Below are 25,596 nucleotides of genomic sequence, written 5' to 3'. Positions count from 1 at the left end.
AGTAATTTAATTATTGAATTTTAGTAGTAAAATATCATCATATTTAGCATTGACAATATTTATTAAGTACCCCATTATTTTTGGATTCTTTTTTGATTCTTTTTTAAACAAAAAAAATCCAAAGCCATAACAGCTTTGGATTTTATCTTAATTGAAATTTAAATTCTTTACTTCACTTCAAAAACATTATTGGCAGGTTTTACATCCGCCATTAATCCGCTTGGATCTATGGTGATTTTTTTGATCGCTGTTTTGTTTTTGTCTATTGTAAAGCTATAATTTTGTTGTGCCCAGGCCCAATCTTCTAAAACTGTTCTTTTTACTTTAGGATTTGGATTTGGTTTAATGAAATTCATCATTCTCAGCGGAATGTAAAAACTTTCAGAAGTTCCATCAGTATATTCAACCGTTAGATCTATTGGCATTGGCATTCTTCCAATTCTTTCTAAACTTACAGTTGTTTTTCCTGCATTATCTGCAACGTCTTTGATACCGTAATCTATTGTATTTAATGTTTCTGTCCAATCAATCAAATACCAGTCTAATTCTGCTCCCGAAACTCTTTCTGCAGTTCTCTTGATGTCGTTTGGAGTTGGATGTTTGAATTTGAAATCGTTAAAATATCTTTTCAAAGTCGCATCTACATTCTCTTTCCCAATTACATATTCTAATTGCGACAAAAAGATACTTCCTTTTATATAAGCCGAAATACTGTAAGGCCTGTTTTCATCGTAACGATCTCCATGAGTTCCTTGTGGCTGTTCTTTTCCTGAATTTACCAATTGATAATAAGCGGCGTAATTTCCTTTAAACGGATTTACTTCTTTTTTATCTCCTTTTAATTCATTCAAAGCGCCGTCTTCTATATAAGTGGTAAAACCTTCATCCATCCACGGGTGTTTTGACTCGTTTGAAGCCAAAATATGCTGAAACCATGAATGTCCTAATTCATGCGTTGCAGTTCCCAAAATTCCCTGAAGTGTTCCGTTTCCTAACATCAAAGTACACATTGCATACTCCATTCCGCCGTCTCCACCCTGAATAAACGAGTATTGTTTGTACGGATATGCGCCAACTCTTTGATTGTAATATTCCATTACTTTTACCATTAACGGCTCTAATTGTTTCCAATTTTCGGTCGTTTTTGGGTTGTTTTTGTAGAAGAAATGCAAATCGACATCGTTTGGTCCTTTTACAATATCATGCGTATATTCTTTATCGGCAGCCCATGTAAAATCGTGAACATTTGGTGCGATAAAATGCCATGTTAATGTTTTTGTTTTCTTTGGATATACAACCGTTACACCAGCATCTTCGTAGCCGTGACCAATGGCGTTTTTGTCTTGCAGATATCCTGAACCTCCAATCGTATAGTCTTTATCGATTGTAATTTTTACATCGAAATTACCCCAAACACCGTGAAATTCTCTCGCAATGTATGGATCTGCGTGCCAGCCTTCAAAATCAAATTCGGCTAATTTTGGATACCACTGTGACATTGAAAGCTCTACTCCTTCAGAATTATTACGTCCTGAACGACGAACCTGTACCGGAACTTGTCCGTCGAAATCTAAGGTAAAAGTAGTTTTCGAATTAGGTAAAATTGGTTTCGCCAAAGTTACTTCCAGGATTGTTCCTGAAACTCTGGTTTGAGCCGTTACGCCATCTTGTTTTAAGTTGGTGATTTTTAGAAACCCAATTTCGTTTGGTTTTAAAGTTTCAATTCGGCTTTGTTTTGTTTCCTTTCCGTCGGCACCTTTTATCTTGGTTACCATTCTTCCGTCAGGATCTTTTATAAAATGCAAACGTGCATCCATTTCACTTCCCGGCTGAAATGCATTTGGAAATAAATGATAAAACACCTTTTTTAAAGTATCGGGAGAATTATTGGTATACACCAATTCTTGTTTTCCTTTGTACTGGTAGTTTTTTACATCCATAGCAACCTCCATTTTATAATCGGCGTGTTGTTGCCAATATGGAGCACTTTGTGCAAATGCTGAGTTTAAACCCAAACTCAAAAAAGAAAGTAGTATTATTTTTCGCATTGTTTTTTCAATAAAAATGGAAGAGTTGCCACTCTTCCATTAGGTTACTATTTTGTGTTTTTTTATTTTTTTGACATTTTTTCTGCCATCAATAAAGCATTGTAAGCATTTACCATTTTAGCAGATTTTGATGATTCTGCAGAAGAAACCGCTACTGGTTTTTGGTCCGGATTTGGATTTTCACCCAAAATGATCATTGACGGAAGTGCTACTCCTGAATCTATTAAAATTTGTTTTACCTGAGCTGCTTTTAGTTTTGGATAGTAGGAACGAATCAATGCTGCTACTCCTGCTGCATTTGGAGATGCCATCGAAGTTCCCTGCAAATACTTGTATTTATTATTAGGAACAGTTGCATAAATTTCTTCACCCGGAGCAAACACATCAACATTTATTTTTCCGAAGTTTGAGAACGGAGCTACAACATTTTCTCCGTATGCTTTGTTGATTGCACCTATTGTAATTACGTTATTTGTAAATTCTTTTACGTTATCTTCAGAATCATTTGGGTAATTAATATTTTCTGTTTTATCGATATTGTATCCGTCATTTCCTGCTGCGTGTACAATTAAAACATCTTTTTTGGCCGCATATTTTATGGCATCGTAAACCCATTTTTTGTGCGGAGAAAAACTTTTACCGAAACTTCCGTTAATTACTTTTGCTCCGTTATCAACTGCATAACGAATTGCCAAAGCGATATCTTTATCATACTCATCTCCGTCAGGAACTGCTCTCACGGTTAATATTTCGACATTGTTTGAAACGCCGTCTCCGCCTAAATCATTACCACGAATTTGTGCAATAATTCCGGCAACGTGAGTTCCGTGTAATGCTTTTTCTTTATCTGGTCCAAAAACTACGTTATTTCCGTAACGATTGTCTTTGATATCTTCCGGATTATCACCTACGATTTTTCTTCCGTCATACTCTTTATTCAAGTTATAATTGAACTGATCGTAAACTGATTCTCTATAATCTTCTAATTCTGCTTCAGGATCAAAAGTTGGTCCTGCATTAGTCAAAATTTGAGTCATCACCATTTTACTTCTCGCTACTTTTGGATCAGTCGAAGTAACTTTGCTTAGATCTTCTAGTTTATAAGTCGTTTTATTTAACTCTTTTTTTATAGTATTATGCACATCTATCAAGAAGTCTACTTGTTCTTTGTCTTCTAAAACTTTTTTAGACTTTTCTTCGTATTGTGCTAAAGCTGCTTTGTATTGTGCTGATCCATCATCTCCTTTTTTGACAATACGTGTCAATTCAAGATTTTCGTGAACGGCATCTCCAAGAAAATTCCATCCGTGAACATCATCAATAAAACCATTTTTATCATCATCAATTCCGTTACCCGGAATCTCTTTAGGATTGGTCCAGATCATTCCCTGTAAATCAGGATGCTCGATATCTACACCAGAATCTACAATCCCTACAATTACTTTCACGCCTTTTTTTCCTTGTAATAATTCGGCGTAAGCCCTGTCAACACTCATTCCCGGAATCGAATCTTTGATTAAATCAAGATGACTCCATCTTTTTAATTCGTTTTCGCTAAGCGGTGCTTTTTTAACCACTGCCAAAGGAGCAGTAATCAATTCTTTAGTAGAAGAAGTCTGTGCTTGCAAAGTAGCACTGCAACCTGCAAGTACAAGTAATGCAAAAGTCGATATGGTATTTATTTTTATAGGACTCATGTATCTATTTTTGATAAAAGTTAAAATATGGGCCTAAATTATGATTTTTTGTTACATAAAACTAACGATTAACACTGTGTTATGATTTTTATTTTAGCATTTAAGAAACCTTAGGAGCCTTGTAAAGCCTTTCTAAATTAAAAAAAAACTGATCGAATTAAGCTTTTAGAAAAACGACTAATTAATTATCTAGTTTTTAAACTTTAAAGATAAATTGCTCATTACGTTTTCCCGTAAGGAAATGCGATTTGTATTTTGTACACTTGCCCGAGCTAATTATAAATTGAATCTATGAAAACAAAACTACTCTTCTTGCTATTATTAACAAATTTTTCAATTCATGCGCAAACCAACTTAGTTGCAAATGGAGGATTTGAAAATTGGATTAGTAACTCACCTAAAAACTGGATAATTACAAATTCAGTTTCATCAAGCACCGATAAAGCCGAAGGACAATATAGTGCAAAATTATCTTTAACAGATAAAACTTTGGCTCCAAAAGTTACTGCTCAGGTTTTATTAAAAGCCGGCGTAACTTATACCATAAAGTTTAAATATAAATATATCAGCAGTAATTATAGCGGCTTGCACCCAATTGCTTTAAAAATATTTCAAAATGGGAGTGCAAATACGATATCAAAAAGCTATTTTGCAACAGATAATAATTGGACTCCAAAAGAAATTACTTTTACTCCTGATGTAGATCTTTCGTATGAACTGTCTATTTCAGTTTTCAGTTTTGATGATGATACTTTTAATGTTTTAATCGATGATGTTTCTATTGTTAATCCTAATGAGCCAGTTTCTCAATACACATTAATACCTGATGTGAATTTTGAAAATAAACTTATTGCTTCAGGAATTGATACTGGTATTGCCGATGGGAAAGTATTAACTTCAAACATTTCATCGGTAACAACATTAGATCTTGATAATTCCTCAATTACTAATTTAACAGGAATTGAAGATTTTACATCATTAGAGATTTTAAAATGCTCTCAAAACCAATTAAAAAGTATAAATATTAGTCAAAACACAAAGCTAACGGAGTTGGACGTTTCAGAAAATCAATTAACTATATTAGACATTACCTCAAATGTTTTACTGAAATTTCTTGATTGCCAGAAAAATCAAATAATCAATTTGAACATTAACAACAATACTGTATTAAAGAAATTAAATTGTGCAAATAATAATATAACCAGCCTAAACACATCAAATAATACTTTATTAACTTCTTTCGGCTGCCATTATAATAAAATTACCAGTTTAGATGTTTCTAAAAACTTATTACTTACAGAGTTTGTGTGTGTTGGAAACAAACTTACTACTATAAATGTATCAAAGAATCCGGAATTGAATATATTTGATTGTTATGAAAACCAAATTACAAGCATTGACATTTCTAAAAACACAAAAATTACTGAATTTGCTTGTAACAACAATCAGCTAACTTATTTGAACGTAAAGAATGGAAATAACATCAATTTTAAACTTTATTATACTAATTACACCAACAACCCAAATCTTACTTGCATTTTAGTTGACGATGTTGATTATTCAAATAGTACGTGGTATGATAAAAAAGACACCAAAGCTAGTTTTAATACAAATTGTGCAGCTAGTTACACCTTAATTCCCGATATTAATTTTGAGAATAAATTAATATCATTAGGAATTGATTCTGGTGTCCCTGACGGAAAAGTATTAACCGCAGATATTACTTCTGTCAAAAATTTAGACCTTACTAATTCCTCAATTACTGATTTAACAGGGATCGAAGCATTTAAAGAATTAGTTGACTTAAACGTAAACAATAATCAATTGATCTCATTAAATCTTTCTGCAAATACAAAGCTACTTGCATTAAGCGCTCAAGAATGTAAATTAAAAAACATAGATCTTAAAGCAAACACTTTATTAGGTTTTTTAGCACTTACTAAAAACGAATTAACAGCATTAGATATTTCTTCAAATACAAAATTAACTGGATTCCATGCTTCTGGAAATAAATTGAAAAATATAAATCTTAGCGCAAATATTTTATTAGAACATTTATCACTTTCTGAAAACGAGTTAACAACATTAGATATTTCTGCAAATACAAAATTGATTGGAATATTCGCTTCTAAAAATAAACTAAAAAATATAGATCTAAAAACGCACACTTTATTACAAGTTTTAATACTTGATGAAAACGAATTAGCAACACTAGACCTTTCTTCAAATCCAAAATTATATTGGTTAAAAGTTAATAATAACAAATTGACTTCGTTAAATATAAAAAATGGAAAAAACAATTTGTTGACCGATATATCATTTTTAGACAACCCAGACCTAAAATGTATTCAGGTCGATGATGAAAATTATTCAAACAAAAATTGGATAGACAAAAAAGATGCAACTGCAACTTTTTCAGCAGAAACATGTCCTATAATTGTTCTTTATACTTTAATTCCAGATGCTAACTTTGAAAAAAGATTAATCGAACTGGGTATTGATTCCGGTGAAATTGACGGAAAGGTTCTAACCTCAAAAATTGCTGCTGTTAAATCATTAAAAGTTGACCCAACCGTAGTTTCTGACTTAACTGGTCTTGAGGATTTTGCTGCTTTACAGGAATTAGATTGCAGCAATGGCTGTATAAGTACTGCGGGAGGCGGTTGTGGAAAAATTACCGCTCTTAATGTTTCAAAAAACACCTTATTAACCAGTTTGAATTGCCAAGGCAACAAAATAACCAATTTAGACCTTAGCCAAAACACAAAACTAATGTACCTGTCTTGTCAGGCAAATTTATTAACATCACTTGAAGTGTCTAAAAACACGGAATTAAGAACTGCCAGGTTTTCTAATAATCGTCTGACAGAATTTAATACCTCAAAAAATCTTCTTCTATATGATGTTGAAGCTCGCGAAAACAAACTGACAAGCCTTGATCTTACAAACAACATCTATTTAAGTGATCTTGATTGCACTAATAATGAAATTACTAGTTTGGGTATTTCAAAACACCCTTTGCTGAGATACATTCACATTGCAAGAAATAAAATTACATCCTTAGATCTAACGGATAAACCGCGTATAACAGATATCGATTGTAGTTCTAATTTAATCACAAGTCTTGATGTGTCCCAATTGACAAAATTGGAAAAACTAAACTGTACTGAAAATAAATTATCAATTCTGAATGTTACACAAAATAAAGAATTAACTGTGTTAAACTGCGGTTTTAACGCATTACCTGAAATAGATTTCACGAAAAACATTAAACTGATAGAACTTGGATGTCCTGGTTTAAATCTAAACGAATTAAATGTTTCTAATCTATCTGACCTAAAAAAACTAACCGCAGATTCGAACAATTTAAAAACATTAGATATATCTAATAATTTAAAATTGACAGATTTATCATTAGGTAAAAATCAATTCACAAAAATTGATGTTACAAAAAATGTTTTATTGACAGCATTGTATGTTTCAGACAATAAGCTTACTGAATTAAATCCTGCTAACAATCCCGCATTACTTTATATTACCTGTATCAATAATTTAATTACCAGTTTAGATATTTCGAGCAATAAGAAACTATTATATGTTAATTGCAATAATAATAAACTTACTTATTTAAATTTAAAAAACGGTAATAAGGCCCTATATATAGACCTTACAACAGCCAATTACAAAAACAATCCTGATTTAAAATGCATTCAGGTAACAGACGAGAAATATGCAAAAGCAAATTGGAGTTATTATGCAGATCCAAATGTTAAATTTTCTGAAGATTGTGGAGGAACACTTACAGTTGTTGCGGATAATTTTTCGGTTGAAACAAAAGGAGAATCGTGTCTTGGCGAAAACAACGGCGAAATAAACATAGCCACAAAAGAAAAATACAACTATCAGGCGATCATTAGCGGAAAAACATATGCTTTTACCAATTACAGCTTAAAAGTTTCGAGTTTAACTCCAGGAAGCTACCCAGTTTCAATTACAATTCCTGGCGAAAATTTTGAACAAAACTTTACTATTACAATTGCAAAAGGCGCTACTATAGCAGGTAATTCAAATACAACCGGTAAAAAGACAGAAGTTGAAATTACAGCAGGAACTGCACCATTTACCGTTTTTATTGACGGAGCAGAGCAATTTCAAACCAATGAAGCGGTATTTTCTGTAGATGTTAGTAAAGCGGCACTAGTCGAAGTGGCTACTGCAAAAGCCTGCGAAGGTATTTTTACTAAAAAGGTTTCTGTTTCAGATTTTGATGCTAATTATCAAATTTTATCTGCTTACCCTAACCCTACTTCTGGAAGTTTTGAGATTGAAATTCCAACTGCTAAAAATGAAGTTACAATAGAATTGTATAATTTTTCAGGTCAATTAATTTCGGCTAAAACGTATGCTGTCGAAAGCGGAAAAACACAATTGAATCTTGAAAACCAACCTTCAGGAATTTATGCTGCCAAAATTTATTTAGATACTCCGGAATACATTAAAATTATAAAAAAATAAAAATGAAGAATTTAATATACTTATCCATCATTGGTTTTTTATTCGCAGCTTGCGGTGGCGGTGGCGGCGATGATTCAGAGCCAACTCCTGAAGCAAATGTAGCACCAACAGTACCGGCATTAGTTCTTCCGGCAGATAATAAACTATGTGTAGACAATACTGTTTCGTTTCAATGGAAACTTTCTACAGATGTCAATAAAGACCTTATAACATATCAAATTCAGGTAGCAAAAGATAATACGTTTACTCAAATTGTAAAAACAAACGAAGTTACAGCTGATAATTCTTCGATAAGTTTAGACAAAAACACGGCCTACTACTGGAGAGTAAAAGCAACAGACAATAAAGGTTTGTCCAGCGCTTATTCGCCTACTTACAAACTGTATACAACTGGTGAAGCCGTAGTAAATCATTTGCCATTTTCTCCGGAATTGGTGCATCCGTCAATAAATTCTGATTTGAATACAACAACTGCAAATTTAAAATGGATAGCAACAGATGTTGACGCAACAGACGTTCTTACATATGATGTTTATTTTGGAAAAACCAATCCGCCTACAGTAAAAGTAAGTGAGAATACAGCTGCAATTTCTTTTGATGTTACAGTAGAACCTGCAACACAATATTTCTGGAAAATTGTTGTAAAAGACAATAAAGGCGGAGAAACTGTTGGTCAGGTTTGGAAATTTAAAACCAACTAAAATTTTAGAATTATAATTTGTTAACTAAAAAATCCCACTTTCGATATACTGAAAATGGGATTTTTTTATGTTTTGAATTTCTGTTTTAAAGAATCTCCTCGCAAGTAAAAACTTCTTTCAATCGAACACCTTTCTCTGTATGTTCGACCGTTATAATTTGATTGTGCGCATCATGTTCTAAAAACAAATAATAATTATTGTCTGCTGCTGCATTCAAAAATTTTGATTTTTCCGGCATTGTCAATAAAGGTCTTGTGTCGTAACCCATAACATAGGGCAACGGAATATGTCCGGCTGTCGCCAGTAAATCGGCACAAAAAACAATGGTTTTATCCTGATATTGAATGTGCGGAATCATTTGTTTTTCAGTATGGCCATCAACATAATAAATTCCGAAATTCATTTCTTCCGAAAAGCCAAAATCAGATTCAGGACGTTTTATAAAATTCAATTGTCCACTTTCCTGCATGGGTAAAATATTCTCTGCTAAAAAAGAAGCTTTTTCGCGAGCGTTGGGTTTTGTTGCCCAATTCCAATGATTTTCGTTTGTCCAAAATTTAACATTTTTAAAAGCCGGCTCATAAAATGTTTTATCCGAGTTCCATTGAACGCTTCCTCCGCAATGGTCAAAATGCAAATGCGTCATAAAAACATCGGTAATATCATCCCGGCTAAAGCCATATTTTGCTAATGACTTATCTATCGAATGAGATCCCCAAAGCGAATAATAGCCAAAGAACTTTTCAGATTGCTTATCGCCCATTCCGGTATCAATTAAAATTAGTCGGTTTCCATCTTCGATAAGTAAACAACGTGCAGCAATATCAATTAAATTGTTGGCATCGGCAGGATTGGTTTTGTTCCAGATTGTTTTGGGCACAACACCAAACATAGCGCCGCCATCTAACTTAAAATTTCCGGATTCTATTGGGTAAAGTTTCATAAGAGTACATTTCTAGTATTGAAAACAAAGCTAGGAAATCCAATCTCTTTATACTAAGTATTCTTTAAATAATGTTTTTTATGTATATAAAGATTGCCCACTGGTTAAACTGATTTTACTGATTTTTTAGTTTAATCAAATTTTCAAACTTTGGCACAAATAAAAAAATCTGTGTCAATCTGTTAGATCCGTAATCCCGATAGCTATCGGGAGTGGATTAAAAGTCATCCATTATTATTCAAGCGTAATCGAAGTGCTTCCCATGATTTCCTGTTTGTCGAAGAAGTTGACAAAATAAGTTCCTTTTTTAAAGGCATTTTCATCAGCATTTAAAATCCCGTAAACATTTGCAGGTTTCCCCTGAAAATCTACAGCCACAATAAAACTGTAAACCAAAGCTTTATCGTTTCCAAATTCGATTAATTTATTTTCGCCCAGAACTTTATTTTTCTGATCTAAAACCTGAATATAAAAAACTTTTTTTCCCGTTTTTGCAACTGCATTTCCGTTGACAGAAAAACTCACTTTTAGCTTTTTAGTATTTTTTGCTTTCTCTGTTTCCAGTTCCTGTCCGGATTTCTTTTCCTTAAGCGCTATTACACTAAAATTACTTGTAACCAGTTTCGAAGCATCTTTTAAGGTCGATTCTAATTTTTTTTGTTTAGAAACCAAAGTATCATTCTCTGTCTTTTGTTTGTACATCACGACATTCTGACTTTCTATTTCACTCAGTAAATTTTTATTTTGAGATTTTAGTTTTTTAATTTCAATCACTTTAGACTCTAATGCGATTTTCATATCTGAAAGCTGTTTTCTATATATTTGAATTTGCTTGGCAGAAGGATTTTTAGAAGCTTTGATAATTTCCATCAGGTTTTCGATGTTTTTCTTTTCAAGTTCTAATTGTTGCGACAAAGAAGTTTTCTCTAAAATAGCTACATCATAAGCTAATTTTAAAGTCGTTAAAGAATCTAAAATATTTTTTTGAGAAAGTGACTCAGGACTTGATTCACTAAATTTCTGATCATTTATTTCTTTGTTTTTATTATCAGTCTCATTTGATTCTTTACTAAAAATAAAGACTGTAGCACCTATTCCAAAAACAAAAAATACTGCTAAAAGTGCTTTAACCCACTTGTTTTTGTATTGCTTCTTCATAATTACTCCCAATTTTCTGCAAAAGTAACAATAAAAAATTGCCTGCAATACGTATAAATACGCTTTTTTAACACTTAATCGTAACTATTTACAAGCAAACCCTACAAAAATAGCAGCTTTTTAAATTTTCGATAAAAAACACTAATAAACAAATAAACGACATTAACAATGATATTTGGTTTAGTAATATAACTAATATCTATTTTAACATTTGTTATAATAATGTGAACCGTTATGGAAAAAGGTTTTTAAGTCGTATCTTTGCAGATAATTTCATTTCAACATTGAAAGACAGCACTTTAAAATGTAATAATTTAATTACTGTTTTGAATGCAAATTCGAATGAAAGCAAAAACAAATACCATAAACAATGATAAAAGTTTCTGATACAGCCAAAAAGAAAATCATCGACTTAATGAAAGATGATGGTTTTGATGCTGCACATGACTACGTAAGAGTAGGCGTGAAAAGTGGCGGATGCTCTGGTTTGTCTTATGATTTAAAATTTGACAAAGCCAAAGGCGACGACGATAAAATATTTGTAGACAACGACATAACAATTGCAGTTGAGAAAAAATCATTTCTATATTTAGCCGGAACAATTCTTGAATTTTCAGGCGGATTAAACGGAAAAGGTTTTGTGTTTAACAATCCAAATGCAAGTAGAACTTGTGGTTGCGGAGAATCATTTTCGCTATAAATTAAAGTCAAAAAGCAAAAATTTAAACGCTTAAGATTTTAAATTTTAAGCGTTTTAAAAAACTAAAAAATGTCAAAATACACTGAAGACGATTTAAAAATCGAACTCGAAACTAAAGAATACGAATACGGATTTTATACTGATATAGAATCGGAGACATTTCCTATTGGCTTAAACGAAGATATCGTAAGAGCTATTTCTCTTAAAAAAGAGGAGCCGGAATGGATGACCGAATGGCGCATCGAGGCTTTTCGTGCATGGAAAGAAATGATCGAACCGGAATGGGCAAATGTTCATTATCAAAAACCGGATTTTCAGGCAATTTCATACTATTCAGCTCCAAAACAAGTAGATCCAAACAAAACTTTGGATGATGTAGATCCGGAACTTCTTGAAATGTACAAAAAGTTAGGTATCTCTGTCGATGAACAAAAAATGATGAACAATGTCGCTATGGATATTGTTGTCGATTCTGTTTCTGTGGCGACTACTTTCAAAAAGACATTAGGAGAAAAAGGAATTATTTTCTGTCCGATTTCAGAAGCTATAAAAGAGCATCCGGAATTAGTTCGTAAATATTTAGGAACTGTTGTACCTCAAAAAGACAACTTCTATGCAGCACTAAACTCAGCAGTTTTCTCTGACGGAAGTTTCTGTTATATTCCAAAAGGCGTTCGTTGCCCAATGGAACTTTCAACTTATTTCAGAATCAACCAGGCAGGAACAGGTCAGTTCGAAAGAACTCTTGTAATTGCTGATGCCGGAAGTTATGTTTCATACCTTGAAGGTTGTACAGCGCCAAGTCGTGACGAAAACCAATTGCACGCTGCTGTAGTTGAACTAATCGCTTTGGATGATGCTGAAATTAAATATTCTACCGTTCAAAACTGGTTCCCTGGAAACAAAGAAGGAAAAGGTGGAGTTTATAATTTCGTAACCAAAAGAGGTTTATGCGAAACAAACGCTAAAATTTCTTGGACACAAGTAGAAACAGGTTCTGCTGTAACCTGGAAATATCCTTCTTGTGTATTAAAAGGAGATAATTCGGTAGGTGAATTTTATTCGATTGCCGTTACCAATAATTACCAACAAGCTGATACAGGAACAAAAATGATCCATTTAGGTAAAAACACTAAATCGACTATTATTTCTAAAGGTATCTCAGCTGGTAAATCACAAAACAGTTACCGTGGATTAGTGCAAATTAGCCCAAGAGCTGAAAATGCAAGAAACTTTTCGCAATGTGATTCATTATTAATGGGGAACAATTGCGGAGCGCATACTTTCCCTTATATCGAAAGTAAAAATCCATCGGCAAAAATAGAGCACGAAGCAACTACAAGTAAAATTGGAGAAGACCAGGTTTTTTATTGTAACCAAAGAGGTATCCCGACTGAAAAAGCGATTGCCTTAATTGTAAACGGTTTCAGTAAAGATGTATTGAACAAATTACCAATGGAATTTGCTGTTGAAGCTCAAAAATTATTAGAGATTTCTTTAGAAGGGTCTGTAGGTTAATAAAAATAAAGCAATATGGATATCATCTTAAAAAATGTAAAGAAAAAAGATTTCCCAGTTTTTCAATCACTGGCAAAATCTCTTGGTTTTGAAATTATAGAAGAGAATGAAAAACCATATAATACAGAATTTGTAAAAGAAATTCTAGATGCTGAACAGAGTATAAAAGACGGGAAAGGAGTTAAAATAAAATTAGAAGATTTGTGGAAGTAATTTATTCTGAAAAAGCTCAAAAAGACAGAGAGTATTGGAAAAAATCTGGCAACAAAGCAATTATGAATAAGATTACTGCCTTGATTGAAGACATACAACTTCATCCTTTTGAAGGTATCGGAAAACCTGAACCTCTAAAATATGAATTGTCTGGGAAATGGTCTAGAAGAATAAATCAAGAACACCGGATAATTTATAAGGTTACAGAAGAACACACAATCGAGATATTAGATATTCTTTCCTTGAAAGGACATTACGAATAAGTATTAATGGAAAATAAAAAAGTAATCATTTTAGGTTCATCCAGAAAAAACGGAAACACAACCAAAATTGTGGATGAAATTTCTAAAGAAACCGAAATAGACGTAATTAATTTAAGTGATTATAATATTTCTCATTATGATTACGAAAGTAAAAATATAGAAGACGATTTTTTGCCTTTAATAAAAGGAATATTAGAGAAATACGAAACTTTAATTTTTGCAACGCCCATATATTGGTACAATATGAGTGGAATAATGAAGGTTTTCTTTGATCGCTTTTCGGATTTAATCAGAATTGAGAAAGAAACCGGACGAAAACTAAGAGGAAAGAAAATTGGCGTGATATCAAATTCACACGACAATGAAATCGAAGAAAGTTTTTACATTCCGTTCAAAAAAACAGCCGATTATTTAGGCATGGAATATTTAGGACACGCGCATTTTAATGCTAACATCTTAAACCAAACAACAAAAATAGAATTGACATTTATATAAAATAAAAAAACAATGTTATCAATAAAAAACCTTCACGCCTCAATTGGTGATAAAGAAATCCTAAAAGGAATTAATATAGAAGTTAAAGCGGGCGAAGTACATGCTATCATGGGACCAAACGGTTCTGGAAAAAGTACACTTTCGGCTGTAATTGCCGGAAACGAAAACTACGAAGTTACTGACGGACAAGTTTTCCTTGACGGAGAAGATCTTGCAGATCTTGCTCCTGAAGAAAGAGCACACAAAGGAGTTTTCCTTTCTTTTCAATATCCTGTAGAAATTCCTGGCGTAAGTGTAACAAACTTCATGAAAACTGCCATCAACGAAACTCGTAAAGCAAACGGTCAGGAAGAAATGCCTGCAAACGAAATGCTAAAAGTTATTCGTGAGAAATCTGAATTATTAGAAATCGATCGTAAATTTTTATCTCGTTCTTTAAACGAAGGTTTTTCTGGAGGAGAGAAAAAAAGAAACGAGATTTTTCAAATGGCAATGTTAGAACCAAAATTAGCTATCCTTGACGAAACCGATTCTGGTCTTGATATCGATGCTTTAAGAATTGTGGCTAACGGAGTTAACAAATTAAAAAGCGAGAAAAACGCAATTATCGTAATCACGCACTACCAACGTTTGTTAGATTATATCGTTCCGGATTTCGTTCACGTTTTATACAACGGAAGAATCGTAAAATCAGGAGGAAAAGAATTGGCTTACGAACTGGAAGAAAAAGGATACGACTGGATTAAAGCAGAAAACTAGTTTACAGTTACAGTTTACAGTTTACAAAACTCATAACTTATAACTCATAACTCATAACTACAGAAATGGATTTAAAAGAAAAATTAGTATCGTCTTTTATGGCTTTTGAAGAACGTGTCGATGTACATTCAGATTTGCATGACATTCGCACAAATGCCTTAAAAAACTTTGAAAATAAAGGTTTCCCAACCAAAAAAGAAGAAGCTTGGAAATATACATCGCTAAACGCCATCTTAAAAAATGACTTTACGGTTTTTCCTAAGCAGGAAAATGCAATCGAATTTAATCAGGTAAAAAAATACTTTTTACACGAAATCGACACTTATAAATTAGTGTTTATTGATGGTGTTTTCAGCTCGCATTTGTCTTCTACTACGCATGACGGAATCGATGTTTGCTTAATGTCATCGGCATTGACCAAACCAAAATATAAAATGGTTATTGATAAATACTTCAACCAAATTGCAAGCAAAGACGAAAGTTTGACTTCGTTGAATACTGCTTTTGCAAGTGAAGGCGCTTTTATCAATATTCCGCAAAAAAAAGTTGCTGACAAACCAATTGAAATCATGTATTTCTCTACAGGAAACGAAGCTGCTTTATTGGTTCAGCCTAGAAATTTGATTATTGTGGGAGAGAATTCTCATGTTCAGATTATCGAGCGTCACCAAAGTTTGAATGAAAATCCGGTTTTAACCAATTCGGTTACTGAGATTTTTGCTCAAAAACGCGCAATTGTAGATCACTACAAAATTCAAAACGACAATATCGAAGCGAATTTAATTGATAATACTTACGTTTCGCAACAACAGGAAAGTCACGTTTATGTACATACTTTTTCATTTGGAGGAAATTTAACGCGTAACAATTTAAACTTTTACCACTTTGGTGAAAGATTAACTAGTACGCTAAACGGAATCACTATTATTGGCGAAAAGCAACACGTTGATCATTATACTTTGGTAAACCACGCAACGCCAAATTGCGAAAGTTTCCAGGATTATAAAGGAATTTTCGCTGATCGCTCAACCGGAGTTTTCAACGGAAAAGTGTTGGTAGAAAAAGAAGCTCAAAAAACAAATGCTTTCCAAAAAAGCAACAATATTTTATTGAGTGACAAAGCTACAATCAATGCAAAACCACAATTAGAAATTTTTGCTGATGATGTTAAATGTTCTCACGGTTGTACCGTAGGACAACTTGACGAAACAGCTATGTTCTACATGCAATCTCGTGGTATTCCTAAAAAAGAAGCTAAAGCATTATTGATGTACGCATTCTCGAATGCTGTTATCGAAAGCATTAAAATACCGGAATTAAAACAAAGAATTACTAAAATCATTGCCATGAAATTGGGTGTGAATTTAGGATTTGATTTGTAGATTTTCTATTTTAAAAATTAAAAACCGATAAGTTTTAAAAGTTTATCGGTTTTTTTTGTTTTTATCTTTTTTCATTTGACCAGTATGCAAATGACTGTGGAGGTGTTAAATTATAATCAGCCTTTAAGCATTTAGGTTCTTCAAATTTATTTTTATTTTTTATTTGAATAGCAAAACCTTGCTGTCTATTTTCAAAATATTCGTAAAAATAATCTTCGGTTATCCCTGAATATTCTTTGGTTTTATCCCAAAGCTCTTTAAGGTCGAGATTAAATATTTTCTCTATTTCAAATTCTCCAATTACTTTTTGTACTGGCGAAGAAGCATAAACCAAAACTGATGTTACATTTTGATTTTTGAAAATAGCTTTTCTAAACTCAAATTTTTTTGTCCCGTCAAATATTTTATTTGCATATTGGGGTTTAATTGATAGTACTACTTTCATAATTTATAATTTATACGCAAATTTAATCAAATCATTAAACTGGTCATTAGTTATTTTAATAAATCCTCTTGGCATATTCAATATATCTGGAATAACTCCTAATCTATTTAAATCATCTAAAGTTGGTTTAGGTGTAGGCAAAGAATGCGCATATAAAAAGTTTACAACGAAAGGTCTGTTATTCGGATATTTATCCCACCAACTAACTTTTAAATCTTCTTTTGATATCATAGTTCGTCTGTTACATGCATTAAAAAAATCTTCAAAAGATCCGAAATTATTTTGAACATTTTCAACAATACAGATACTGGTTACCGTACTAGAATATTTTTTAGGTGTAGTTTCTCCCATACGATATATGATTATTATATCTCCTGATTTTAATTGTCTATCTTGAGAATGAGAAATATAAACTTTACTAATTCGATTTCTATGAGGTTCATTTTCGGTATATTTTGTTTTGTCTTCTTTTGTATTAATACTATCAGGGAAAAGTTCTGTGTGGTATTGAGGTTCAATTTTAATTATATATTTATCAGTTTGCCTAGATAAGAAAGGAAAAGTAAGTTTAGGATTTTTAATATTTGTAGCTATATTTTTTCCAAATGATCTTGTGTATACTTTTTCATCTCCATTTTGAGTAGTTTTTACTCCATGATATATGAATCCCCACTCTTCAAGCATTTCTATAAGTTGCTCTTGTTCAGGTCTTTTAGCAAAAAGTGTAACATATATTTCTTCTATTCCATATTGCATCGAATTGTCAAAAATAGTCTTCAAAAATCGTTCGCCAATTTTATATCCATTACTAGAAACTTTTAAAGTACCAATTTTTAGGCGCTTTTTAGAAACAAAAGTTGGGGTGATTTCTGAATAACTTTCACTGTTATTATTTTCTATTTTTACAAACAAGAATGCCGTTAAGTTGTTGTCACTATAGCAAACGTAGCATTTTTCTTCAGCTTTGCGATTGAACCATTTATTAAACTCGATATAATCCTCTCTAAAACTATCAAAAAAAGAATCTTTAATATCAACATCTGCAAAATCAACTTTCTTAACAGCCAATACTTTATAATCAACCAGCTCAGGATTTTCAGAAATGACCTTTTCTAAGAAATTTTGAATTTTAAAAACTTTATCTGCTATACCTAACAAGTTAGCCTTCGTGTGAATTTTTTTATCTTCTGAAATTAAAATATCAACCCGACCTTCATAAACTTCGTTTAGAATTTGTGTGTCATTAATATCATTTTCTTGATTATCTACTTTCTTACTTATTTTTAGAATTTCTTCACCTAACGGAGCTTGATGTTTAAGTAAATTGTAACTCTCAATTTTAATACTCATAGTATCGAGAGCTTTTGGATCTTTATATCTTTCTAATTCTTCAACAGTCAAAGGATGAATGTATTTTGAATATTTAAGATTATCTATCCACTTGAAAAGTTGACCAATTTCTGGTTTGTAAATTTTATTCGCTTCTCTATGAATAATAATGTTTGTGTCTAATAAAACTTTCATCTGTTTAGAATATCTAAAAACCGTTCATAATTATTATCTATAATTTCAATGTAGGGAATACAATACTTTTTTGAAAGATATTTTGCATATTCTATTTCCATTTGTTGTAATTCATTCAAAATTTTAATTTCATAAATTTTATCATCTCTCGATTCTAATCTTTTGGAAATTATTTTAACATCATCAATTACAATTGCGACTGCTTTTGGATTGATTTGATCAAAAAGATCTTCATCAATTTTACATGGAATTCCAGATGAATTTAATAAACAAAAATGTCCGTCAAGTAAATATTCTTTATCTTCTTCTATTAAATTTTCTAAGCCATAAATTAACCTTTCTTGAGTCGAAGAAATATTCGTAACTAATTTATTCTCTGATAAACTAATTTCATTCCACTTCAAAACTTCACTAGCAGTTATATGAATTAATTTAGTTCTAGATGTTATTTCTTTACAAATAGTTCCTTTTCCAACTCCATGAATTCCACCAATAAAATATATATTTTCAAATAACCTCATAAATAGAAATTTCGAGCAATATACAAAAAGAAAGAAATGCATTACAGATTTATTTCTTCACACTACCAATTATCCCTTTCAAAAACCCATTAAAATCAAATCCCTGATCTTCTTCTTTCAAACCCATTCTCACAATTACCATATCTAATGATGGAATAATCGCCACCATTTGCCCCTGATATCCGCTGCAATAAAACATGTCACGAGGAACATCTGGAAATTTTCCTCCGGCGTTTAGCCAAAATTGTGCTCCGTATGCTCCTTTAGAAGTATTTGTTGGCGTTGCAGAATATTTTACCCAGCTTTCATCCAGAATTTGTTCTCCTTTCCAATTTCCTTTGTGCAGGTATAACAATCCAAATTTTGACCAATCTCGCGCCGTTGCCCACGCATATGACGAACCAACAAATGTTCCTGCCATATCTTGCTCAACAATCATCGAATTCATTCCTATTTTATCGATTACGGCACTGTACCAGAAATCAAGATATTCCTGTTGTGTTTTAAACTGACTTTTTAAAATTCCGGATAATAAATTGGTTGTTCCTGACGAATAATTCCAATGTGTGTTCGGCTTAAACTGGGCCGGTTTTTCGCGCTGTACTTTTGCCATATCTCCAGATTGAAAAAGCATTATTGTCGCGTCACAAATTTTGCTGTAATTCTCTTCCCATTCTAAACCCGAATTCATATGTAGCAAATCATTTATAGTAATGATTTTACGATCATCATTTTGCCATTCTGCAATTGGCGCAGGTTTGTAAATATCAATTTTTCCTTGTTTGGCCAAAACTCCAAAAGCAGAATTGGTGATACTTTTGGTCATCGACCAACCTAAAATTTTACTATTTTTATTGAAACCCGTATCATATTGTTCCGCAATTAATTTATCTTTGTATAAAACGACAACGGCACGCGTACGTTTTGCTTTTCCTCCGTTTTTATCGAAAGAATCATCAACTGCTTTTTTCAGTTTCGAATAGTCAATATTTGAGAACACCGTATCTTTCGGATCAATATTTCCGTAAGGAAAAGGCAAGGCCTTAGATTTTGCTCTTTTAGGCAATAAATACGGTTTCGAAATATCATAATCATCATCTATTAAAGTGGCTCCTAAACCTTCGCGGTAAATGGCTTTTCTTTCTTTTAAACCATAAACAGAAGATGTCGCAAATTTTCCGGCTTCATCAATTGTATTTGTTGCCAAATCCATTAACTTAATATCATTATCACCTTTTTCAATCAATTCTTTCGATCGATGATCTAAAAAATGTCCCGAGGCAATACTTTTGGCCGAAAAGCCAGAGATCAATTCAAGCTTTGGATAAGTGGTAAATCCAAAATAAAAAATTACAATCAGTAAAACAAGTGCCAGTAACCTGATGATTTTTTTCATATTCTTAAAAGATATTTTTACTGCAATATAAATAATTTATGCTCACGATTTTAGCATCCAATTCACATTTTGAATTCAAATTATTTACAAAACGTAACTTAATTTTACAGAATCAATATTCAAACCTTCGATTGATAGTACCATAAAAGGAAATTATAGTTTTGATGGGTAAACCAATTTAGTTTTAGTACTTTTGTAGATAGAATTTTTCTAAATAAGACATGTTAGACATCCAAAAAATAAGAGCTGATTTTCCGATCCTTTCGGAAAAAGTAAACGGAAAACCATTGGTATATTTCGATAACGGAGCAACCTCACAAAAACCACAAATTGTGATCGATGCGATCGCGACATATTATCAGGAAATAAATGCCAATATTCACCGTGGTGTTCACACACTAAGTCAATTGGCAACTGATGCTTACGAAATTTCAAGAGTAAAAATCCAACATCATATCAATGCTAAGTTTTCTCACGAAGTACTTTTTACTTCAGGAACAACGCACGGAATCAATTTAGTAACCAACGGTTTTGCATCTATATTAAAACCTGGCGACGAAGTTGTGGTTTCTTCTTTAGAGCATCATAGCAATATTGTGCCTTGGCAAATGTTATGCGAAAAAACCGGAGCAACGCTAAAAGTTATTCCGATGAATGAAAACGGTGAACTGATTATGGAAGCTTTTGATGCTTTACTTTCAGAAAAAACAAAAGTGGTAACGGTAAATCATATTTCGAACGCATTAGGAATCATCAATCCTATCAAATATATGATCGAAAAAGCACACGCCGTTGGCGCTGCTGTTTTGATCGATGGCGCGCAGGCTGTTCCGCATTTAAAACCGGATGTTCAGGATTTAGATTGTGATTTTTATGCTTTTTCCGGGCATAAAATGTGTGGTCCAACCGGAACCGGAATTTTATATGGAAAAGAAGAATGGCTAAACAAATTGCCTCCTTATCAGGGTGGCGGAGAAATGATCAAAGAAGTTACTTTCGAGAAAACGACTTATGCTGATCTTCCTCATAAATTTGAAGCCGGAACTCCAAATATTGCCGGCGGAATTGTTTTAGGAACCGCTGTTGATTATTTAAACAACATAGGTTTTGATAATATTCAGAAACAAGAAGAAGCATTATTAGAACATGCTACAAAACGTCTTTTAGAAATTGAAGGTTTAAAAATTTACGGAACAGGAAAAAATAAAGCTTCTGTAGTTTCGTTTAATATAGACGGAATTCATCCTTACGATATTGGTTCTATTATCGATAAATTAGGAATTGCCGTTAGAACCGGACATCATTGTGCACAACCCATCATGAACTTTTTCTGCATTCCCGGAACGATCCGTGCTTCATTTTCTTTCTACAATACAATAGAAGAAATTGATGTAATGGTTGAAGCGGTGAAGAAAGCAAAAACCATGTTAAGCTAAAAAAATTATGCGAATATTATCTTTATTGCTCTTAACGATTTTCATCGGAACAAGTTGCTCAAGCCAAAAAACCAGCGATATGACATCAACACAAATGGAATATTCGGCTGTTTCGAGAGGCCTTTATAAATTGATAGTAGTTCAAAATAAAACAGTTTCTGTTACCAATGGTAAAAACACACAACCAGTAGTAACAAAAATTAGCGATGCTAAATGGAAAGAGATTGTAGCAGAGTTTTCAAAAATTAATTTAGAAAGTATTCCAACATTGAAAGGACCTACTGAAAAACGTTTTTACGACGGTGCCGCAATTGGAAATTTAAAAATAGTTCAGAATCAGAAAATCTACGAAACGCCAGGTTTCGACAATGGTTATCCTCCAAAGGAAATAGAAAAATTGGTAAATTTGCTGGTAGATTTCACGAAAGAATAATTATGACAATAAAAGAAATACAAAACGAAATAATAGACGAATTCTCGATGTTCGACGATTGGATGCAACGTTATGAGTACATCATCGAATTAGGAAAAAGTCTTCCGTTGATCAAAGAAGAATACAAAACCGAAGAGAATTTAATCAAAGGCTGTCAATCGAAAGTTTGGTTACAAGGCGAACAAAAAGACGATAAAATTGTTTTCACTGCAGATAGTGATGCGATTTTAACCAAAGGAATTATCGCCATTTTAATCCGCGCTTTCTCTAATCAAAAAGCAGAAGACATTATAAAAGCTGATACTGAATTTATTGATGAAATTGGTTTAAAAGAACACTTATCTGCCACTCGCGCAAACGGATTGGTTTCGATGATAAAAAATATCAAAATGTACGCTTTGGCTTTTGATGCTAAAAACAGAAATTAATTAGCCGATTTTTAACCATATAAGTTATATAAGAAATTATAAGCTTGTTGGTTAATTATTAAAAGAAAAAAAAGCCATATCGAACTAAGAGAATATAAGCATAATATTTAAATGAACTTATATCGCCTATATTTTTAAAGTAGGTTTTATCTTTCTTTTTTATTTGTTATTATTGCTAAAAAAAGCATAATGACAAAGAAATATTTGACTGATTTAATTTATAAGCTAAATGGCGCGGCAATTGAAGTTCATAAAAATATCGGAGCTGGACTTTTAGAAAATATTTATCATCAGTGTATGATTAAAGAATTATCTCTAAGAGGAATTAATTTTCAATCTGAAATGGTAATTCCGGTTGAGTATAAAGGTCTAGAACTTGAATCAGACTTAAGATGTGATTTATTCATTGAAAATTGCCTGGTTTTGGAATTAAAAGCTGTTGATCATATTATACCAGTCCATATTGCTAAACTGATGTCTTATATGAAACTTTTAAAGTCCCCAATAGGATTAATGATAAATTTTAACGTGACAAATATCTATCACGAAGGACAAAAAACATATGTCAACGAATTATATCGCTGGCTAGAAGATTAAAGGGTTAATAAAAATTAAACCATATAAGTTATATAAGAAATTATAAGCTTTTTGGTCAATATTACACAGAAGAAAAACCATATTGAACTGAGAAAATATAAGCACATTATTTAAATGAACTTATATAACTTATATGGTAGAAAAAAAACAAAAAACAAAAAAATGGAACAAGAAATAGACACAAACGAATTAGGAGAATCAATTGTAAAAGTTTTAAAAAGCATTTACGATCCGGAGATTCCTGTAGACATATATGAGTTAGGATTAATTTATGACGTAATGGTAAATACAGATTACGAAGTAAAAATTCTGATGACATTAACATCTCCTAACTGTCCGGTTGCGGAAAGTTTACCAAGAGAAGTAGAAGAAAAAGTAAAAACAATCGAAAACATTAAAGATGTTGATGTTGAAATTACTTTCGATCCGCCGTGGAGTAAAGATTTAATGAGCGAAGAAGCAAAATTAGAATTAGGAATGCTTTAAAAAAGTATACAGTTTTCAGTCTCAGTTTTCAGTTTTTCACTGTGACTGTGACTGAAAATTGAAAACTAGACAAAATGGAAGAAATCATCAATAAAGTTGCCAATAGTGCCTTAGAAGTTTTTGATCTTGAGGATTATTATCCAAAAGGAGCGCGTGTGCAAATTGACATTTCGCAATGGCTTTTAGAAGGTTTTTTATTAAAAGAAAAAGACTTTAGAGAACACTTAAAAAATCACGATTGGTCGCAATATCAAGATCAATATGTGGCTATAAACTGTAGTACAGATGCTATTGTTCCTGCCTGGTCTTCTATTCTGGTAGCGATTCAATTGGCACCTTATGCAAAAAAAGTAGTCAACGGAACGATCGAAGATTTAGATGCAAGTTTATATGAAGAGATTTTAAGCAAACTTGATTATTCTGAATACAAAAACAAACCGGTAATTGTAAAAGGCTGTTCGAAAAAACCAGTACCAACGCGCGCTTATATTTTAGCCGCAACTTACCTGCAACCTTTTGCAAGAAGTATTATGTACGGCGAAGCTTGCTCAGCAGTACCTTTATACAAAGAATCTAAGAAATAACTTTCTTTTACAGCCAATAATCCCGAAGCTTTTAACGTTTTTTAGTATATTTGTTCTTACACATTTAAACTATATACCATGAGAAAGCTAACGTTATTACTTTTTATTTTAGCGAACTTAACTTTTGTTCAAGCCCAAAATTCTGAAAAAGAATTAATCCAAAACACTGAAAAAGCAGTAAAGAAAATAAATGATACTATCGAGGGAGAAGGCTGGAAAGCCAAAGGAACAGTTTCTCTTTTACTAAACCAATCGAGCTTTAATAATTGGATTGCAGGAGGTGAAGACAGCTTTTCGGGAACTCTTGGAATCAACTACGATTTCAATTACAAGAAAGACGATCTTACCTGGGATAATAAAATTTTAGCTTCTTACGGACTTTTACAAACTAAAAATGCCGACTATGAAAAAAAGACTGATGACCGTCTTGAATTCAATTCAATAGTTGGAAAGAGAGCTTTTGGCGAATGGTACTATTCTTATTTCCTGAATTTCAGAACTCAGTTTACAACAGGTTATTTGTATGGTAAAGATGCAAACGGAAAGGAAATTAGAACCGAAAATACCAAATTTATGTCTCCGGGTTATCTTACTACTGGTCCCGGTATTTACTGGACAAAAGATGACAATCTAAAAATTAACTTTGCACCTCTTACCTCTAAATTTACTTTTGTAGACGGAGCTTATACCTCAGGAATCGACCAGGGAACTGGTTTACCGTATGTTAGTGGTGATTATTTTGGTGTAGATGCTAACAAAACCATGCGTTACGAATTAGGTTTCTATGCATCGGTTTATTATAAATTGGCTATCATGACCAACGTAACCGCAGAAAATACTTTGAATTTATATTCTAATTATTTAGAAGATCCACAAAACGTAGATATCAATTACTCTTTGAATATTATCATGAAAGTAAACAAATTTTTATCTGCCAATTTATCCTTCCAGGCAATTTATGATGATAATGCTTTTCAGGGTTTTCAAACCAGAGAAGTATTTGGTTTAGGAGTTAATTTCGGATTTTAGTTTATATAAAATTTTACCGCAAAGAGCGCAAAGTTTTTTTTTCTGGGGTGAAATAATCGCGCAAGGATCCAAAGATATATTATGGATGACTTCTGCATCTTAGCAAAATTAATCACTACATTAAGAACATAAGCTTAAAAAACTTTGCGACTCTGCGTCTTTGGCGAGATTAAAACATTTCAGCTTACAAATTAATTGTATAGACATAAGAGCAAGCAAATACTTTTTTATATCACGGCTTTATAAAAAAACAAAGTTCGCAAAGCTATATAGATTTAGCTTTGCGAACTTTATGTTTTGTGAAGATACTTTAATATAATCTTAG

At 32.3% G+C, this 25,596-nt stretch carries 24 protein-coding genes; 16 read left to right on the top strand and 8 right to left on the bottom strand.

What is annotated here, in order from left to right; translation table 11 throughout:
- Positions 1–167 precede the first annotated feature (167 nt).
- Together LNP81_RS06610 and LNP81_RS06605 are read right to left on the bottom strand one after the other, a co-directional pair.
- Positions 168–2,048 carry a M1 family metallopeptidase gene (locus LNP81_RS06610; RefSeq protein ID WP_230034399.1) on the bottom strand — a complete coding sequence of 627 codons (1,881 nt, stop codon included), beginning with the start codon at positions 2,046–2,048 and terminating at the stop codon, positions 168–170.
- A gap of 62 nt (positions 2,049–2,110) precedes the next feature.
- Positions 2,111–3,745: a S8 family peptidase gene (locus tag LNP81_RS06605; protein WP_230034397.1), complete on the bottom strand. Its 1,635-nt coding sequence runs from the start codon at positions 3,743–3,745 to the stop codon at positions 2,111–2,113.
- A 291-nt stretch (positions 3,746–4,036) separates the two neighbouring features.
- On the opposite strand from LNP81_RS06605, the gene LNP81_RS06600 reads away from it, so the two are divergent.
- The gene (locus tag LNP81_RS06600; RefSeq protein WP_230034395.1) at positions 4,037–8,260 is read left to right on the top strand and encodes a T9SS type A sorting domain-containing protein; all 4,224 of its coding nucleotides are present in this window, start codon (positions 4,037–4,039) and stop codon (positions 8,258–8,260) included.
- Positions 8,261–8,262: 2 nt separating this feature from the next.
- Positions 8,263–8,961, top strand: coding sequence for a glycoside hydrolase family 78 protein (locus LNP81_RS06595; RefSeq protein WP_230034393.1), 699 nt, complete (start codon positions 8,263–8,265; stop codon positions 8,959–8,961).
- Between the two features lie 85 nt (positions 8,962–9,046).
- On the opposite strand, the gene LNP81_RS06590 is transcribed toward LNP81_RS06595, so the two are convergent.
- Together LNP81_RS06590 and LNP81_RS06585 are read right to left on the bottom strand one after the other, a co-directional pair.
- A complete protein-coding gene (locus LNP81_RS06590) occupies positions 9,047–9,904 on the bottom strand; it encodes an MBL fold metallo-hydrolase (RefSeq protein ID WP_230034391.1) in 858 nt (285 codons plus the stop codon).
- 234 nt (positions 9,905–10,138) lie between these two features.
- Complete coding sequence (locus LNP81_RS06585) at positions 10,139–11,062, bottom strand: hypothetical protein (protein WP_230034389.1); 924 nt, start codon at positions 11,060–11,062, stop codon at positions 10,139–10,141.
- Between the two features lie 370 nt (positions 11,063–11,432).
- On the opposite strand from LNP81_RS06585, the gene LNP81_RS06580 reads away from it, so the two are divergent.
- The 7 genes from LNP81_RS06580 (at position 11,433) to sufD (ending at position 16,392) form a co-directional block, all read left to right on the top strand.
- Positions 11,433–11,762, top strand: a complete 330-nt coding sequence (locus LNP81_RS06580; RefSeq protein WP_065451634.1) for a HesB/IscA family protein — start codon at positions 11,433–11,435, stop codon at positions 11,760–11,762.
- 69 nt (positions 11,763–11,831) lie between these two features.
- Positions 11,832–13,280 (top strand): Fe-S cluster assembly protein SufB, encoded by a 1,449-nt coding sequence (gene sufB / locus LNP81_RS06575; RefSeq protein WP_230034387.1) that lies wholly within the window; start codon positions 11,832–11,834, stop codon positions 13,278–13,280.
- 15 nt (positions 13,281–13,295) lie between these two features.
- Positions 13,296–13,493 (top strand): DUF2683 family protein, encoded by a 198-nt coding sequence (locus LNP81_RS06570; RefSeq protein WP_230034385.1) that lies wholly within the window; start codon positions 13,296–13,298, stop codon positions 13,491–13,493.
- Positions 13,484–13,756 carry a Txe/YoeB family addiction module toxin gene (locus LNP81_RS06565; RefSeq protein ID WP_230034383.1) on the top strand — a complete coding sequence of 91 codons (273 nt, stop codon included), beginning with the start codon at positions 13,484–13,486 and terminating at the stop codon, positions 13,754–13,756. The genes LNP81_RS06570 and LNP81_RS06565 overlap by 10 nt, the downstream gene beginning before the upstream one ends.
- 6 nt (positions 13,757–13,762) lie before the next feature.
- Positions 13,763–14,251 (top strand): flavodoxin family protein, encoded by a 489-nt coding sequence (locus tag LNP81_RS06560; protein ID WP_230034381.1) that lies wholly within the window; start codon positions 13,763–13,765, stop codon positions 14,249–14,251.
- A 12-nt stretch (positions 14,252–14,263) separates the two neighbouring features.
- Positions 14,264–15,010: a Fe-S cluster assembly ATPase SufC gene (gene sufC / locus LNP81_RS06555; RefSeq protein ID WP_055097564.1), complete on the top strand. Its 747-nt coding sequence runs from the start codon at positions 14,264–14,266 to the stop codon at positions 15,008–15,010.
- Positions 15,011–15,075: 65 nt separating this feature from the next.
- Entirely contained in the window at positions 15,076–16,392 is a 1,317-nt protein-coding gene (sufD, locus tag LNP81_RS06550) for a Fe-S cluster assembly protein SufD (protein ID WP_072964781.1), read from the top strand.
- A 61-nt stretch (positions 16,393–16,453) separates the two neighbouring features.
- On the opposite strand, the gene LNP81_RS06545 is transcribed toward sufD, so the two are convergent.
- Genes LNP81_RS06545 through LNP81_RS06530 form a run of 4 tightly spaced genes read right to left on the bottom strand, consistent with a single transcriptional unit; the run spans position 16,454 to position 20,278 of the window.
- Positions 16,454–16,837, bottom strand: a complete 384-nt coding sequence (locus tag LNP81_RS06545; protein WP_074662450.1) for an ASCH domain-containing protein — start codon at positions 16,835–16,837, stop codon at positions 16,454–16,456.
- Positions 16,838–16,840: 3 nt separating this feature from the next.
- Positions 16,841–18,361: a PIN domain-containing protein gene (locus LNP81_RS06540; RefSeq protein ID WP_230034379.1), complete on the bottom strand. Its 1,521-nt coding sequence runs from the start codon at positions 18,359–18,361 to the stop codon at positions 16,841–16,843.
- A complete protein-coding gene (locus LNP81_RS06535; RefSeq protein WP_230034377.1) occupies positions 18,358–18,882 on the bottom strand; it encodes an ATP-binding protein in 525 nt (174 codons plus the stop codon). The genes LNP81_RS06540 and LNP81_RS06535 overlap by 4 nt, the downstream gene beginning before the upstream one ends.
- 49 nt (positions 18,883–18,931) lie before the next feature.
- Entirely contained in the window at positions 18,932–20,278 is a 1,347-nt protein-coding gene (locus LNP81_RS06530; protein ID WP_230034375.1) for a serine hydrolase domain-containing protein, read from the bottom strand.
- Positions 20,279–20,499: 221 nt separating this feature from the next.
- Here LNP81_RS06530 and LNP81_RS06525 point away from each other — a divergent pair, with 221 nt between their 5' ends.
- The 7 genes from LNP81_RS06525 (at position 20,500) to LNP81_RS06495 (ending at position 25,271) form a co-directional block, all read left to right on the top strand.
- Positions 20,500–21,714 carry an aminotransferase class V-fold PLP-dependent enzyme gene (locus LNP81_RS06525; protein WP_230034373.1) on the top strand — a complete coding sequence of 405 codons (1,215 nt, stop codon included), beginning with the start codon at positions 20,500–20,502 and terminating at the stop codon, positions 21,712–21,714.
- Between the two features lie 79 nt (positions 21,715–21,793).
- Positions 21,794–22,147, top strand: coding sequence for a hypothetical protein (locus tag LNP81_RS06520; protein WP_230034371.1), 354 nt, complete (start codon positions 21,794–21,796; stop codon positions 22,145–22,147).
- Positions 22,148–22,149: 2 nt separating this feature from the next.
- Positions 22,150–22,575 carry a SufE family protein gene (locus LNP81_RS06515; RefSeq protein WP_194615143.1) on the top strand — a complete coding sequence of 142 codons (426 nt, stop codon included), beginning with the start codon at positions 22,150–22,152 and terminating at the stop codon, positions 22,573–22,575.
- 189 nt (positions 22,576–22,764) lie between these two features.
- Positions 22,765–23,172, top strand: a complete 408-nt coding sequence (locus tag LNP81_RS06510) for a GxxExxY protein (protein ID WP_230034369.1) — start codon at positions 22,765–22,767, stop codon at positions 23,170–23,172.
- 162 nt (positions 23,173–23,334) lie between these two features.
- Complete coding sequence (locus LNP81_RS06505; protein ID WP_055097577.1) at positions 23,335–23,658, top strand: SUF system Fe-S cluster assembly protein; 324 nt, start codon at positions 23,335–23,337, stop codon at positions 23,656–23,658.
- 74 nt (positions 23,659–23,732) lie between these two features.
- Positions 23,733–24,242 carry a DUF2480 family protein gene (locus LNP81_RS06500; protein ID WP_194615142.1) on the top strand — a complete coding sequence of 170 codons (510 nt, stop codon included), beginning with the start codon at positions 23,733–23,735 and terminating at the stop codon, positions 24,240–24,242.
- A gap of 78 nt (positions 24,243–24,320) precedes the next feature.
- The gene (locus LNP81_RS06495; protein ID WP_230034367.1) at positions 24,321–25,271 is read left to right on the top strand and encodes a DUF3078 domain-containing protein; all 951 of its coding nucleotides are present in this window, start codon (positions 24,321–24,323) and stop codon (positions 25,269–25,271) included.
- Positions 25,272–25,596 lie beyond the last annotated feature (325 nt).

Source organism: Flavobacterium piscisymbiosum (assembly GCF_020905295.1).
GTDB classification, from domain to species: domain Bacteria; phylum Bacteroidota; class Bacteroidia; order Flavobacteriales; family Flavobacteriaceae; genus Flavobacterium; species Flavobacterium piscisymbiosum.
Note: the sequence above shows the minus strand (reverse complement) of the source record. Positions and strands in the feature narration are given on the sequence as shown.

What these genes read in the sequence shown, in the direction of transcription:
- LNP81_RS06610 (WP_230034399.1), bottom strand. Translation starts at nt 2,048, where the DNA reads ATGCGAAAAATAATACTACTTTCTTTTTTGAGTTTGGGTTTAAACTCA.
- LNP81_RS06605 (WP_230034397.1), bottom strand. Translation starts at nt 3,745, where the DNA reads ATGAGTCCTATAAAAATAAATACCATATCGACTTTTGCATTACTTGTA.
- LNP81_RS06600 (WP_230034395.1), top strand. Translation starts at nt 4,037, where the DNA reads ATGAAAACAAAACTACTCTTCTTGCTATTATTAACAAATTTTTCAATT.
- LNP81_RS06595 (WP_230034393.1), top strand. Translation starts at nt 8,263, where the DNA reads ATGAAGAATTTAATATACTTATCCATCATTGGTTTTTTATTCGCAGCT.
- LNP81_RS06590 (WP_230034391.1), bottom strand. Translation starts at nt 9,904, where the DNA reads ATGAAACTTTACCCAATAGAATCCGGAAATTTTAAGTTAGATGGCGGC.
- LNP81_RS06585 (WP_230034389.1), bottom strand. Translation starts at nt 11,062, where the DNA reads ATGAAGAAGCAATACAAAAACAAGTGGGTTAAAGCACTTTTAGCAGTA.
- LNP81_RS06580 (WP_065451634.1), top strand. Translation starts at nt 11,433, where the DNA reads ATGATAAAAGTTTCTGATACAGCCAAAAAGAAAATCATCGACTTAATG.
- sufB (WP_230034387.1), top strand. Translation starts at nt 11,832, where the DNA reads ATGTCAAAATACACTGAAGACGATTTAAAAATCGAACTCGAAACTAAA.
- LNP81_RS06570 (WP_230034385.1), top strand. Translation starts at nt 13,296, where the DNA reads ATGGATATCATCTTAAAAAATGTAAAGAAAAAAGATTTCCCAGTTTTT.
- LNP81_RS06560 (WP_230034381.1), top strand. Translation starts at nt 13,763, where the DNA reads ATGGAAAATAAAAAAGTAATCATTTTAGGTTCATCCAGAAAAAACGGA.
- sufC (WP_055097564.1), top strand. Translation starts at nt 14,264, where the DNA reads ATGTTATCAATAAAAAACCTTCACGCCTCAATTGGTGATAAAGAAATC.
- sufD (WP_072964781.1), top strand. Translation starts at nt 15,076, where the DNA reads ATGGATTTAAAAGAAAAATTAGTATCGTCTTTTATGGCTTTTGAAGAA.
- LNP81_RS06545 (WP_074662450.1), bottom strand. Translation starts at nt 16,837, where the DNA reads ATGAAAGTAGTACTATCAATTAAACCCCAATATGCAAATAAAATATTT.
- LNP81_RS06540 (WP_230034379.1), bottom strand. Translation starts at nt 18,361, where the DNA reads ATGAAAGTTTTATTAGACACAAACATTATTATTCATAGAGAAGCGAAT.
- LNP81_RS06535 (WP_230034377.1), bottom strand. Translation starts at nt 18,882, where the DNA reads ATGAGGTTATTTGAAAATATATATTTTATTGGTGGAATTCATGGAGTT.
- LNP81_RS06530 (WP_230034375.1), bottom strand. Translation starts at nt 20,278, where the DNA reads ATGAAAAAAATCATCAGGTTACTGGCACTTGTTTTACTGATTGTAATT.
- LNP81_RS06525 (WP_230034373.1), top strand. Translation starts at nt 20,500, where the DNA reads ATGTTAGACATCCAAAAAATAAGAGCTGATTTTCCGATCCTTTCGGAA.
- LNP81_RS06520 (WP_230034371.1), top strand. Translation starts at nt 21,794, where the DNA reads ATGACATCAACACAAATGGAATATTCGGCTGTTTCGAGAGGCCTTTAT.
- LNP81_RS06515 (WP_194615143.1), top strand. Translation starts at nt 22,150, where the DNA reads ATGACAATAAAAGAAATACAAAACGAAATAATAGACGAATTCTCGATG.
- LNP81_RS06510 (WP_230034369.1), top strand. Translation starts at nt 22,765, where the DNA reads ATGACAAAGAAATATTTGACTGATTTAATTTATAAGCTAAATGGCGCG.
- LNP81_RS06505 (WP_055097577.1), top strand. Translation starts at nt 23,335, where the DNA reads ATGGAACAAGAAATAGACACAAACGAATTAGGAGAATCAATTGTAAAA.
- LNP81_RS06500 (WP_194615142.1), top strand. Translation starts at nt 23,733, where the DNA reads ATGGAAGAAATCATCAATAAAGTTGCCAATAGTGCCTTAGAAGTTTTT.
- LNP81_RS06495 (WP_230034367.1), top strand. Translation starts at nt 24,321, where the DNA reads ATGAGAAAGCTAACGTTATTACTTTTTATTTTAGCGAACTTAACTTTT.